Raw genomic sequence first — 13549 nt, forward strand, 5'->3', positions numbered from 1 at the left:
CAGCCGCCCCCTGCCTTGACAGGCGCGAGCCAACGATACTGACGTGGCGCTCGATCAGGCTGTTCATGGCGTCATGTCGGATGGTTCAGATCCCGAATCAGGTCCAGCGGATAGACAGGATCTTCAAGTGCATCGCGAATGCGTCTGGCCACCAGCGGGCTTCTGAGTCGGCCGTGACGCTCGAGCGTCTCGATATCAGTCAACGAGTACCAGTCAGCCCGGGTAATGCCTTCATCAAGTATCTGGCTGACCCGGCGCTCTGGCCGGGCCAGAAAGGTATGGCTGTGATAGACCACGCCATTGGGGGCCGTATTGATGTAAAGGCCCAGATAGCCCACCAGCGTGATCTCCCAGCCGCTCTCTTCGAGGGTCTCCCGATATACGGCGTCGATCAGGGATTCCTCGGCTTCCAGGTGGCCGGCCGGCTGATTGAACAACGTGATGGTAGAAGCCGTATTCATGCGATCGTGCTCCTCGACCAGCAAAAAACGGTCGCGGTCGGCCACGACGGCGGCGACCGTCACGTGAGGCAGAAATCGATTCATTCGGGTTTCCTTCGTGGCCTGTCACGTCTGGCACGAGCAGGCGTTGATCGAATGGTGCGGGGCATATGGATGGTCTCGCGTCGCCATTCGCCCGGCGCGAGGGTTCCCAGCGTCCACTGGCCGATGGCAGTGCGGATCAGACGCAGGGTAGGGTGGCCCACGTGCGCGGTCATGCGGCGGACCTGGCGGTTACGCCCCTCCGTAATCGTGATTTCAAGCCATGTGTCAACAATGTTGGCCCGATAACGCACCGGCGGGTCCCGGTCTGAGACCCGTGGCGATGTGATTCGCCGCACTCTGGCCGGCCGGGTCGGGCCATCCTTGAGGGTCACGCCTTTAGTCAGCGCTTTAAGGGCATTGTCATCAGGCTGACCTTCTACCAGTACAAGATAGGTCTTGGGCTGCTTGTGATCCGGATGTGTGATCCGATGAGACAGCTGGCCGTCATCGGTCAGCAGCAACAGTCCCTCACTGTCATGATCCAGACGGCCGGCCGGGTAAATGTCAGGGATGTCGAGCCAGTTGGCCAGCGTGTCGCGCCCCCGGGAATCCGTGAACTGGGTCAGCACCTGAAAGGGCTTGTGAAAAAGATAGAGTAGGCTCATTAATACGTTCCGATTGTCGACAACCTCTACGCGATGACGGGCTCTGGATGCTATATTGAGGTCATCTTTCAGTACGACACCCTGTGTTCTCATTACTTCACGTCGGAGTATCGCCATGCCCAGCGGCAATATCAGCATTCCCGAAAACGGTCGTGTTATCACGGTCAACCATGATGCCACGCTTGACGTGCCGGATCGGCCCATCATTCCCTTTATCGAGGGAGATGGTATCGGTGCCGATATCACTCCGGCCATGCAGCGGGTGGTCAATGCCGCCGTGGCGAGCGCTTACGGCAGCCAGCGTGAAATCCAGTGGATGGAAGTGTATGCCGGCGAGAAGGCAACGCGTGTCTACGGTGATGATGTCTGGCTGCCGCAGGAGACGCTCGAGGCCGTCAGGGATCATGTGGTGTCCATCAAGGGGCCGCTGACCACGCCGGTCGGTGGCGGCATGCGATCACTGAACGTGACGCTGCGCCAGACGCTGGATCTCTATGTCTGCGAGCGCCCGGTGCGCTGGTTCAAGGGCGTCCCCAGCCCGGTGCGTCAGCCGCAGAATGTCGACATGGTGATCTTTCGGGAAAACGCCGAGGACATTTACGCCGGGATCGAATGGCAGGCCGGAACCGAGGAAAACCGCAAATTGATCCGGTTTCTGCAGGAAGAGATGCAGGTCGACAATATCCGTTTCACCGAACAGTGCGGTATCGGCATCAAGCCGGTGTCGGAAGAGGGCAGCAAGCGGCTGGTGCGCAAGGCGATCCGCTACGCCATCGACAACGGTCGTGACTCAGTGACGCTGGTGCACAAGGGCAACATCATGAAGTTCACCGAAGGTGCCTTCAAGCAGTGGGGCTATGAGGTGGCGCGTGATGAGTTCGGAGCGATACCGCTGGATGGTGGCCCGTGGCTCTCCATGGAAAACCCGCGCGACGGTACCAGCATCGTCATCAAGGACGTGATCGCCGATGCCATGCTTCAGGAGGTGCTGCTGCACCCCGAGCAGTTTGATGTGATCGCCACGCTGAATCTCAACGGCGATTTCCTGTCCGATGCTCTGGCGGCTCAGGTGGGCGGTATCGGTATTGCGCCCGGTGCCAACCGCGGTGACGCCGTGGCCATGTTCGAGGCCACCCACGGTACGGCGCCTAAGCTGGCAGGTCACAACAGCGCCAATCCGGGATCACTGATCCTGTCGGCGGAAATGATGCTGCGCTATCTCGGCTGGGACGAGGCGGCAGAGCGCATCATCAACGCCATGGAGGCAACGATCGCCAAAGGTGACGTCACCGGTGACTTTCATCAGGTCATGACGCAGGCAAGGCTTCTTGGGACTACGGAGTTCGCCGAGGCTGTGGTGCGCAATATGCCCGCCTGACCATGAGCGTCTGATGCCGTCGACATCGAGGCGGCGTTGTCCAAACGTCTACTGCATGGCGCATTGTGGTGTCTCTCGTGGCACCATGACGTCATGAGATACTGATTTTCCTGCCACGCGCTTGCATCGCCGGCAGGCCAGCACCATCTTTAAGGGGAACACAGAGGCTTGTTAGCGCTCTAACTGTTGGCTCGATGAGTGCAATCAATCATCTTTCCGCTTGTTTTCATTGATCCGGGCACATATGTTCAAGATAGATAGTGAGGCACTTCACTGCGATTTTCGTAATACGGTCGCACACGCAGGCATGACACCTCCTGACCATGATCATCAGGAGCAGGGGGATGTTTCCGAGCAGACCAGCGATCCGGAGCTTGAAGAACCGCCACTTTACAAGGTGGTACTTCACAATGACGACTACACGCCCATGGAGTTTGTCGTCGAAGTACTTCAGACCTTTTTTGCCATGGATCACGAGAAGGCGGTACAGATCATGCTGGCCGTACACACTCAGGGTAAGGCGACCTGTGGCATCTATACCCGTGATATTGCGGAAACCAGGAGCCAGCAGGTCAATCAATACGCTCGAGAATGCCAGCATCCATTGCTGTGCGATATCGACCGGGCAGACTGACTCGTCTGCAGCGGCCAAGAGGGGACTGCCATGTTGAGCAAAGAACTTGAATTGACCCTGAACACCGCATTTACCGTGGCGCGTTCAAAGCGCCACGAGTTCATGACTGTTGAGCACCTGCTGCTGGCATTGCTGGACAATGCTTCGGCGGCAGATGTATTGCGGGCCTGTGGTGCCAACCTCGACAAGCTCCGTACCGATCTGCAGGACTTCATCAATACCACCACGCCGCTGATCCCCGAGGATCAGGACGACCGTGAAACCCAGCCCACGCTGGGCTTTCAGCGTGTGCTGCAGCGGGCAGTCTTCCACGTTCAGTCGTCCGGTAAATCGGAAGTGACCGGTGCCAACGTGCTGGTGGCCATTTTTTCCGAGCAGGAAAGTCAGGCCGTCTATTTCCTCAAGCAGCAGAACGTGGCACGCGTTGATGCGGTCAACTACATCGCGCACGGCATCGCCAAGGTGTCGGGTCACAACCAGCAGAGTCAGCACAATAGCAGCAGCGAGTCCGAAGACGCTGAAGAGGCCTCGGGAGATGCGTCTTCTCATCCGCTGACCGGCTATGCGACCAATCTCAATGAGCAGGCCCGTATCGGTCGCATCGATCCGCTGGTCGGCCGTGATCACGAGCTTGAGCGTGTGGTGCAGATTCTGGCGCGTCGTCGCAAGAACAACCCGCTGCTGGTGGGCGAGGCCGGTGTCGGCAAGACCGCCATCGCTGAAGGGCTCGCCAAGCGCATCGTTGAAGAGGATGTGCCGGACGTCATCAGCGACGCCGTGGTGTATTCACTCGACATGGGCGCGCTGCTGGCGGGGACCAAATACCGCGGTGACTTCGAGAAGCGCTTGAAGGGGTTGCTGGCCGAGCTCAAGAAAGAGCCCAACTCGATTCTGTTCATCGACGAAATCCACACCATCATCGGTGCCGGTGCGGCCTCCGGTGGTGTGATGGACGCGTCCAACCTGCTCAAGCCCATGCTGTCCTCGGGTGAGCTGCGCTGCATCGGTTCGACTACATTTCAGGAATTCCGCGGCATCTTTGAAAAGGATCGAGCTCTGGCACGGCGTTTCCAGAAAGTGGACGTACTGGAGCCGACGGTTGATGATGCCATTCGCATCCTGAAAGGGCTGCGAGGCCGTTTCGAGGAGCACCATCAGCTCAAATACACCGATGCGGCGATGGAAGCGGCCGTTCGCCTGGCCTCGCGCTACATCAATGATCGCTATCTGCCTGACAAGGCCATTGATGTCATTGATGAGGCTGGCGCTCACCAGCGTCTGCTGCCGGCCGAGGCGCGTCTGTCACAGATTGACGTCGAGCAGATCGAGTCGATCGTGGCTTCCATTGCACGTATTCCGCCCAAGAGCGTCTCCAGCTCTGATCGCAAGCTGCTGGCCGATCTGGATCGTAACCTCAAGATGCTGGTCTTCGGGCAGAACGAGGCCATCGACAGCCTGTCGTCGGCCATCAAGCTCTCCCGTGCCGGGTTGGGATCTCCTGACAAGCCGGTGGGCAACTTCCTGTTTGCCGGCCCGACCGGGGTGGGCAAGACCGAGGTGGCTCGACAGCTGGCCCAGATCATGGGTATCGAGCTGGTGCGTTTTGACATGTCCGAGTACATGGAGCGTCATACCGTATCGCGGTTGATCGGTGCGCCTCCGGGTTATGTCGGCTATGACCAGGGCGGTCTGCTGACCGAGGCCGTCACCAAGAACCCGCACTGCGTACTGCTGCTTGATGAAATCGAAAAGGCGCATCCGGATGTCTTTAATCTGCTGCTGCAGGTGATGGACCACGGCAAGCTGACTGACAACAACGGTCGCGAAGCGGACTTCCGCAACGTGATCCTGGTGATGACCTCCAATGCCGGTGCCGAGCAGGCCTCGCGTCGTTCGATCGGCTTCCAGACCCAGGACCACTCGACCGACGCCATGGAAGTGATTCGCCGCACCTTCACGCCTGAGTTCCGTAACCGCCTCGACAGCATCATCCAGTTCAGCCACCTCGACGCCGAAGTGGTGCGCAGCGTGGTCGACAAGTTCCTGGTCGAGCTTCAGGCGCAGCTGGACGAAAAGCGTGTGCAGCTGGATGTGGATGAAGAGGCTCGCGGCTGGCTGGCCGAGCATGGCTACGACCCGCAGATGGGGGCACGCCCAATGGCGCGACTGATTCAGGAAAAGCTGAAAAAGCCGCTGGCAGAGATGATTCTCTTTGGGGATCTGGCCGAGCAGGGTGGCACGGTACACGTCACACTGGAGGATGGAGAGCTGCAGCTGTCGGCTGCTGCCGAGCAGCCCGCCTGATCGGCACGCCGTGCCTGCAGTCACTGACGCCCTGTCTTCGGACGGGGCGTTTTTTTGTGCGCGAGAATGGACGTCGGATCAGACGCTATCCATCAGGGGATGAGCTATCGGTCGGTCCGAAAAAGTCGGTGTCGCGAGACGACAAGGGAGGCGAGGAGGGGCGTGCCGGGAAAAGGACGCATCGCGTCCTTAGCGAGAGCGGTAGACGATACGGCCCTTGGAGAGGTCGTAAGGCGTCAGTTCTACCTTGACCTTGTCGCCGGTCAGAATGCGGATGTAGTTCTTGCGCATCTTGCCGGAGATGTGCGCAGTCACGACGTGGCCGTTTTCAAGCTCGACGCGAAACATGGTGTTGGGAAGCGTATCGACAATCACGCCTTCCATTTCAATATGATCTTCTCTTGCCATATGATGTAGTCCCCGATAATCGTAATAAGAGCACGCCATCAGGGCATTCCTGCCGGCCGAAAGGTCAGGCAATGTGAATGATGGCGGACTGAACGAGCGATATTTTGCCTGATACCTGCCTGAAGCGCAAAGTCGCTGCAGGATGGCGTGTCAGTGATGGGTCTGAACGAGGGTAATGTTGCGGTGCCAGCGATGCCCGTGCAAAAACTCCAGTGGTTTGAAGCGCTGCTTGTAGCCCATCTTCCGACTTTCCCTGATCCAGTACCCCAGATAAACGTGCTTGAGCCCCAGTGCCTGTGCCCGGCGAATCTGCCAGATCACTGCCCAGCTGCCCAGCGATCTTGACTGAAAGGCATCGTCGGGATCGAAAAAGGTATAGATGGCGGAGAGACCATGAGTCAGAAAATCCACTGCTGCTACGGCCACAAGCCTTCCCGACAGGCGAAATTCCACCAGTCGTGAAAAGTCGTTGGCGACGTTCAAAAAGGCGCGGTACTGATTTTCGCTGGGTGGATACATTTCGCCATCGCTGTGGCGCGCCCCGATATAGCGTTCATAGAGTGCATAGTGTTCATCGTCAAACAGGGCAGGGCGCTCGATGGCGATCAGATCCTGATTGTTGCGCTCGGTCCGCTTGAGGGAGCGATCGGGCGTAAAGTCACCGACCGGCACCCGTACCGAAACGCAGGCGTTGCACGTCTGACAGTGTGGGCGATAGAGATGCGTACCGCTGCGCCGAAAGCCCATCAGGGTCAACGCACTGTAGACGTCGTGATCCACGGGCGTCTGTGGGTCCATGAACAGCGTTGTGGCCTTGTGGACGCCCAGATAGCTGCAGTCATGGGGTTCTGTCAGGAAAAATCGCAGTTCCTGAAGCGGGGAATGAAGGCTTGAGCTGTTCAATGGGCGCAACGTCCAAAAAGGGAATCCGGGGCCTGCAACGTCAATGATCTGGTCACGGCTATCGTTATCGGCGCGATACCATGGGTTCTTGAAGGGCGTTCGGAATATGACGCCTGAGCAGGGTGTTGAACTGCTCCCGCGAAATATCACGTGCCCCCATGCTGGCCAGGTGTGAGGTATGCATCTGGCAGTCGACAAGCGCCAGATCATGCTGATCAAGCAGCCACTCTACCAGCTTTACCAGCGCAATCTTGGAGCTGTCCGGACGTATCGAGAACATTGACTCACCAAAAAATACGCGTCCCATCAGGATGCCGTAAAGTCCTCCCACTAGCGTGTCACCTTCCCATATTTCGACGCTGTGGCCATGACCCAGCTGATGCATGGTCACATAAGCGTTGATCACCTCAGAGGAAATCCATGTGCCTTCCTGCGCCTGTCGCTGAGCAGCGCACTGCGTGATCACCGCTTCGAATGCCTGATCAAACGTCGCCTCAAGACCCGAATTGCGAAGTCGCTTGGACAGACTGCGCCGCACGCGAAGTTCGTCGGGGAACAGCACCATTCTGGGGTCGGGCGACCACCAGAGAATGGGGTCGTCCTCGTTGAACCACGGGAAAATGCCACGTCGATAGGCTGCCAGCAGCCAGTCCGGCGTCAACGAGCCACCCGCGGCCAAAAGACCATTGGGCGTTTCCAGTGCGTTGTCCAGCGGTGGAAAGTCGACATTTTCGGGGTGGAGCCAGTCAATCATGATCACCTTCCATGGATGAGCGATCGGGCGCTGCGTTCTCCCGGTGGCACACCAATCTCTCTTTAGTTTTGTCCGTCACGGCCGAAATGGTTTGTGGAAAGGTTTGCCGGATTCTGACAACAACATTATCCATCATCGGACATTCATCATGGGAAGTTATCTGAGGCGCATGAGTATCGGCTCACGCCTGGCGCTGATCATCGGTCTGGCAGCTGTTGCAGGCTTTGTTGCATTGAGCTGGGGCTTATCATCTTCAAGTGCCCGTGCGCTTCGTGAGCAGGCCGCGAGTAGCATGCAACAACAGACGCAGCAGTTTACCGATTCCGTTGCGCTTTTCGATCAGAGCCTGCAACAGCAGAGTGCGCGCTTTTTAAAGCTGTTTCAGACCGACGGTCTGGCCCCGCCCTTTGTGCTCGATGCTGATCAGACCATGGAGATCAATGCTCGTCAGACGCCGTTGTTGATGGACCAGCGTGGAGTGATCAACATGGACACTCAGAGGGTGGATGACTTTACCCAGCGTACTGGCACACCGATTACCATTTTTGCCCGCACCGGTGATGATTTTGTGCGGGTGAATACTTCTCTCAAAAATGATCAGGGCGCTCGTGCCATAGGCACGCTGCTTGATCGCAATGGCGCAAGCTATCGTGCCCTGATGGAAAACCGTGTCTACTCGGGAATTGCCACGCTGTTTGGCACGCCCTACATCACTCGCTATGAGCCCATTCATGACGCCCAGGGGCGTGTGGTGGGGGCGAGCTTTATCGGGGTGGACATTACCGAAGATCTGGAGAGCTTCAAGGCCCGGGTGCGTGCGCTGAGTATCGGAGATAACGGTTACTTCATGATCATCAATGCCGACAATGGCAGTGTGGTCGCCGGTAGCGACAGCGAGGGTCATTCCCTGAACGATGTGCTTGATGTCGAGGGCAACCCTGCCTTCAAGCCGCTTTTTGAAGGGCAGCGTGGCCTTTTTGAATATCAACTGGCCAATCAGGATCATTCACGCCGCACCACTTATTTCATGCAATACCCTGACTGGCAATGGATCGTAACGGCCACGGCCATCAATGATGATATCGATGGGCAGATTGCTACCGCGCGCAACTGGTCTTTGCTGATAGCGCTGGGACTGGCGCTGGCGGCGGCGCTGGGCGTTTATATCATGCTGCGCCGCAGTCTGAGCAACCCGCTGGCGCGGGTACAGGGAATGGCCGGTCATCTGGCCAGCGGCGATCTAAGGCAGCATCTCGATAGCCATCGCAGGGACGAAATCGGCGCATTGGTTGGTGCCATGAACGGTATCAGTGACGGGTTGCGCGATATTGTCACTCGTGTGCGCCAGTCGGTGGAGAGCATCGGCCACGCTTCGGGTGAAATTGCCAGTGGCAACATGGATCTGTCGCGTCGTACCGAAAGCCAGGCTGCCAGTCTCGAGCAGACGGCGGCCAGCATCGAAGAGCTGACCGCCACCGTTCGTCAGAACACCGAGCGTGCCCGACAGGGAGACGCCATGGCTGAAGAGGTGGTGACGTCTGCAAGAGAAGGGCAGCAGCGCCTTGGGCGTGCCATGGTAACGCTCAGGGACCTAGACGCTACTGCCTCGAAAATGTCCGACATTATTGCCACCATTGACGGCATTGCCTTTCAGACCAACCTGCTGGCGCTCAATGCCTCGGTCGAGGCCGCCCGTGCCGGTGCCCACGGCCGAGGTTTTACCGTGGTGGCCGATGAGGTCAGGCGTCTGGCGACCCGCTGCAGCGAGGCTTCTGCCGATATCGGTCAGCTGATTCGCCATACCATCGAAGAGGTCACTACCGGCAACGCGCATATTCAGCAAAGCGGCGAGCAGATCGAGGAGATCACTGCGCGCATGGAGCGTCTCGGGCTGATCGTCAAGGAGATCAGTCACGCCAGCGAAGAGCAGCTGGAAGGCATTGAGCAGGTCAGCAGCGCCCTGGCGACGCTGGATGAAACCACACAGCATAACGCCGCGCTGGTCGAGCAGTCGGCCGCTGCCTCGGGCCATCTGGACGAGCAGGCCCGCAGACTCGGCGAGGTTGTACGGGTCTTTCATCTGCCGGCCTGACATTTCCCTGATTTCCCGGCTGCAATTGCCGGGTCTGTGCCGTACCATCGTCTCCAGGTATGATACCTGCCTCTGGCAGGGTGTGACCTGATGTCATTACCCTGCCAATATGCCTTTATCAGGCCTTCGAACGCTTCATCAGAGTACAGCCATAACACTCGCATGAGTGCAGGGGGGATGGCCGTTGAGCGCCAGCAAGTCCAGACAGTCGCAGTCACAGGCCCGTCGCAGCAAAAGCGGCGCCAGCCCGCGGAAAACGCGCCAAAGCGCCACAGCACAGCGCTCCCGACAGCGTGTGACCAAAGCACGGGATAATGCCCGCCATTTCAGTGCCCGACTTCAGGGCGCCGCCAAGGAAGGGGTCGCCATCGTCATGCTGGCGCTTTGCGCCTTTCTGCTGCTGGCGCTTTTCAGTTACATGCCGGCCGATCCCAGCTGGTCGCACAGCGGCCCGGATCAGCAGGTGACCAACTGGATGGGGCCTGTCGGCGCATGGCTTTCCGATGTCCTTTATTCCCTGTTCGGCGCCAGCGCGCTGTGGGCGCCCGGCATGCTGGGGCTGGGTGCCTGGCGGCTGATGCGGACGAAGGAAGCCCACGTCGTCTGGGACCCCGTGGCGCTGGCCGTACGCGGTGGTGGACTGCTGCTGGTGATGCTGGCCACCTGTAACGTGGGGGCGCTGCATTTTCAGGACGCCAGTAGCGACCTGCCCTACGGATCGGGCGGCATTATCGGTGAGGGCGTCTCGGCGGCGCTGGCATCGCTGGTAGGCCGACACGGCACCACGCTGCTGTCGCTGGCAGCGTTTCTGTGTGGCATGCCGCTTCTGACCGGCATGTCCTGGTTTTCCATTATCGATGAAGCCGGCAACGGCATCTGGCGGGGCGTACGCTGGTGTGCACGTCGACTGGGCATGGCCGGCGCGCAGATTGGCAGTGCAGGCACGAAGCTCCGGGAGCGCCGCCGTGAGATGGCACAGGAGCGTCGTGAGGCTTATCTGGCCGCTCAGGCAGAGGACGAGTTCGACTTCGGCCACGACGATGACGACGTCGATACCGGCATGAGAGCGGATGTCGACGATGCCCGCCCCCGACGTGAACGAAGTGGCCTGTTGAGTCGCTTCATGCCCGGACGTCGAGACGATGCTCATGACGACGAAGACTTCTTCGAGGATGAGGCAGCGCCGGAGACGTCAGCACACCAGTCACGTCATCGCGGTCCCGATGACATCCCGGCACCGGTTTCCAGCATGCATACCGGTGATGATGACATTCCCTGGGAGCAGCCCTACGAGTCCCCCTCGGCGCGTGAAACGGCCCGTAAAGACCGCGCGCCTGCACAGCCGGCCCCTGCAGTGGACGAGCCGCGCGCTCCGGCAGATACCCCCGAGAGCGCCTCATCGGAAGCGCCGCTGACCCCATCCTCGAAAGCCAGTGACGTGAGTCTGCGTACCGATTCAGCGGTAGCGTCTGCATCTGCCTTCGACGCTGCGGCGCCTTCACCGACGCCGTCTGCCGATGAAAGGGATTCTTTTGGAACACCGCCTGTAGAGGAACCGCTGGTTCGTCCTGTAGAAGAGGATGAGGCTGCTTCCAACGCGGTAGAAGACGACGCTGGCGATAACGTGCGCGCAGCAGATGTGCCGGCGCCCGAGCAGGCACCACAGCAGCCGATGGAAACGCCTCGACCGGCCGCGTCACCGTCCCATGACGTCACGCGTCGCAGGATTCCGGAGGTCATTCCCGAGCCGCGTCTGGCCGAGGATGACGACGACAGTTCTGATATTCCGGCAGCGCCGGCGTTCGAGCCAGCCGAGCGTGAGCCGCAGAGAGTGTCAGCCGACAGCGCCTTTAAACATGACGCGCCGGTACCGCCTCGGCCTGCCGAGCCCACGCCGAAAGACATGACGCTGGAGGACGTAACCTCCGCTGGGGAGCACACCACCTCGCCGGTCGATGATCTGCAGGATCAGAAGAACGAGGGCCCGGTGTTGAGCTGGGAAGATGATGAGCCCGAACTCTCGACGCCGCTGAGCGCGCGTGAAGAGATCGAGCCATCGGCCGGCGCTTCTGCGGCCTCGACGCTGACCTTTGAAGACGACGATGATCAGCACACGGCTTCGACGGCACCTGCAGCGTTTGAGGCGGCACCGTCGCCATCTTCTCCGCAGGCGCCGACGCCATCAGTGCCGGAAGAGCCGGTCGCTGTACCCTTTGATGAGCGCGCCACTGACACATCGGAAAGCGTTGCCCCTCCCGCACCGCGTCCGGCGCCGGAGAGCGATGTGGATGACAGTAGCCCCACACTCTGGACCGTGCAGCAGATGCAGACCCAGCGTCCGGCACACGACTCCGACGATGAGCCGCTGGGCGAGCTGCCGTCCCTGTCGCTTCTGACGCCGCCATCATCCCACGAGCCGACCTATACCGAAGAGCAGCTTCAGGAGATGGCCGAGCTTCTGGAAGTGCGCCTGCGCGAATACGGCGTCAAGGCGGAGGTGGTGGACACCTGGCCCGGCCCCGTCATCACACGCTTCGAGATCAAGCCGGCCCCCGGGGTGAAGGTTTCCAAAATCAGCAATCTGGCCAAGGACCTGGCGCGCTCGCTGATGGTCAAGAGTGTGCGTGTGGTCGAGATCATTCCGGGGCGCCCGACGGTCGGTATCGAGATTCCCAACCCCAATCGGGCGATGATCCGCCTGCGGGAAGTATTTGATTCCGATGTCTATCAGGATGCCGGTTCCCCGGTCACGGTGGCGCTGGGTCAGGACATCGGCGGCAATCCGGTCGTGGCCAACCTGAACAAGATGCCGCACCTGTTGGTGGCGGGCACCACGGGCTCGGGCAAGTCGGTCGGCGTCAATGCCATGCTGATCTCGATGCTTTTGAAGGCCACGCCTGATGAAGTGCGCATGATCATGGTGGACCCCAAGATGCTGGAACTGTCGGTCTACGATGGTATTCCGCATCTGCTGGCCCCGGTCGTCACCGACATGAAGGAGGCCGCCAACGCGCTGCGCTGGTGTGTGGCCGAAATGGAGCGTCGCTACAAGCTGATGGCGGCCATGGGTGTGCGCAACCTGGCCGGCTTCAATGCGCGTATCGACGAGGCGACCGCGGCCGGCGCGCAGATTGCCGACCCGCTCTGGGAGCCCCAGCCCTGGGAGATGCACGAGCAGCCGCCGGTGCTGGAAAAGCTGCCCTACATCGTGGTGGTCATCGACGAATTTGCTGACATGTTCATGATCGTGGGCAAAAAGGTTGAGGAACTGATCGCACGTATCGCCCAGAAGGCGCGTGCCGCCGGCATTCACCTGATTCTGGCCACCCAGCGCCCATCAGTGGACGTGGTGACCGGTCTGATCAAGGCCAACATCCCCACGCGCATGGCCTTCCAGGTGTCCTCACGCATCGATTCGCGCACGATTCTGGACCAGGGCGGCGCCGAGCACCTGCTCGGTCATGGTGACATGCTCTACCTGCCTGCCGGTGCCGGTATCCCCATGCGCGTACACGGCGCCTTCGTGGATGACGATGAGGTGCATCGCGTGGTCGATGACTGGAAGCGTCGCGGCGAGCCCGAGTATATCGATGAAATTCTCTCCGGCGGTGTTTCTGCCGATGCGCTGGCGGGGCTTGAAGCCGAAGGGGAAGGCAACGATGATCCGGAGCAGGATGCACTTTACGATGAAGCGGTGGCCTATGTGACTGAATCACGTCGCGCTTCGATCTCTTCGGTCCAGCGTCGTTTCAAGATTGGTTACAATCGTGCTGCTCGACTCGTCGAGGCAATGGAAATGGCCGGTGTGGTGTCCTCCATGGGCAGCAATGGTGCCCGGGAGGTGCTGGCATCCCCGCCGGCACACTGATGGCGCGATCCATGGCGTCTCGCTGAATCTTAAGTTTCAGCGAGGCGGTCGTTAGAAC

Annotated in this window: 9 protein-coding genes and 1 pseudogene; 5 read left to right on the plus strand and 5 right to left on the minus strand. The window is 59.7% G+C overall.

Going from position 1 to position 13549, the window contains the following annotated elements; genetic code table 11:
• Positions 1-71 precede the first annotated feature (71 nt).
• Entirely contained in the window at positions 72-545 is a 474-nt protein-coding gene (locus tag BM079_RS06055) for an NUDIX domain-containing protein (RefSeq protein WP_090131775.1), read from the minus strand.
• On the minus strand, positions 542-1150 hold the full coding sequence (locus tag BM079_RS06060; protein WP_090131778.1) for a pseudouridine synthase: 609 nt from the start codon (positions 1148-1150) through the stop codon (positions 542-544). Before BM079_RS06060 ends, BM079_RS06055 begins: the two co-directional genes overlap by 4 nt.
• 115 nt (positions 1151-1265) lie before the next feature.
• On the opposite strand from BM079_RS06060, the gene icd reads away from it, so the two are divergent.
• The 3 genes from icd to clpA all read left to right on the plus strand — a co-directional run bounded on the left by icd (position 1266) and on the right by clpA (position 5466).
• Positions 1266-2528: an NADP-dependent isocitrate dehydrogenase gene (icd, locus tag BM079_RS06065; protein ID WP_090131781.1), complete on the plus strand. Its 1263-nt coding sequence runs from the start codon at positions 1266-1268 to the stop codon at positions 2526-2528.
• Between the two features lie 244 nt (positions 2529-2772).
• Complete coding sequence (gene clpS, locus BM079_RS06070; RefSeq protein WP_090131783.1) at positions 2773-3162, plus strand: ATP-dependent Clp protease adapter ClpS; 390 nt, start codon at positions 2773-2775, stop codon at positions 3160-3162.
• Positions 3163-3192: 30 nt separating this feature from the next.
• A complete protein-coding gene (gene clpA / locus BM079_RS06075) occupies positions 3193-5466 on the plus strand; it encodes an ATP-dependent Clp protease ATP-binding subunit ClpA (RefSeq protein ID WP_090131786.1) in 2274 nt (757 codons plus the stop codon).
• Between the two features lie 189 nt (positions 5467-5655).
• On the opposite strand, the gene infA is transcribed toward clpA, so the two are convergent.
• From infA to aat, 3 genes are all read right to left on the minus strand, one after another.
• Positions 5656-5874, minus strand: a complete 219-nt coding sequence (infA, locus tag BM079_RS06080) for a translation initiation factor IF-1 (RefSeq protein ID WP_007111068.1) — start codon at positions 5872-5874, stop codon at positions 5656-5658.
• A 150-nt stretch (positions 5875-6024) separates the two neighbouring features.
• A complete protein-coding gene (locus BM079_RS06085) occupies positions 6025-6777 on the minus strand; it encodes an arginyltransferase (protein WP_090131787.1) in 753 nt (250 codons plus the stop codon).
• 64 nt (positions 6778-6841) lie between these two features.
• The gene (gene aat / locus BM079_RS06090; RefSeq protein WP_090131789.1) at positions 6842-7531 is read right to left on the minus strand and encodes a leucyl/phenylalanyl-tRNA--protein transferase; all 690 of its coding nucleotides are present in this window, start codon (positions 7529-7531) and stop codon (positions 6842-6844) included.
• A gap of 265 nt (positions 7532-7796) precedes the next feature.
• Here aat and BM079_RS06095 point away from each other — a divergent pair.
• Together BM079_RS06095 and BM079_RS06100 are read left to right on the plus strand one after the other, a co-directional pair.
• Positions 7797-9623 (plus strand): annotated as a pseudogene (locus BM079_RS06095) (methyl-accepting chemotaxis protein); the annotation flags it as partial.
• A gap of 184 nt (positions 9624-9807) precedes the next feature.
• On the plus strand, positions 9808-13491 hold the full coding sequence (locus BM079_RS06100; protein ID WP_090131792.1) for a DNA translocase FtsK: 3684 nt from the start codon (positions 9808-9810) through the stop codon (positions 13489-13491).
• The last annotated feature ends 58 nt before the right edge of the window (positions 13492-13549 follow it).

The sequence above is a fragment of the Kushneria avicenniae genome, assembly GCF_900112585.1.
Classification (GTDB): Bacteria; Pseudomonadota; Gammaproteobacteria; order Pseudomonadales; family Halomonadaceae; genus Kushneria; species Kushneria avicenniae.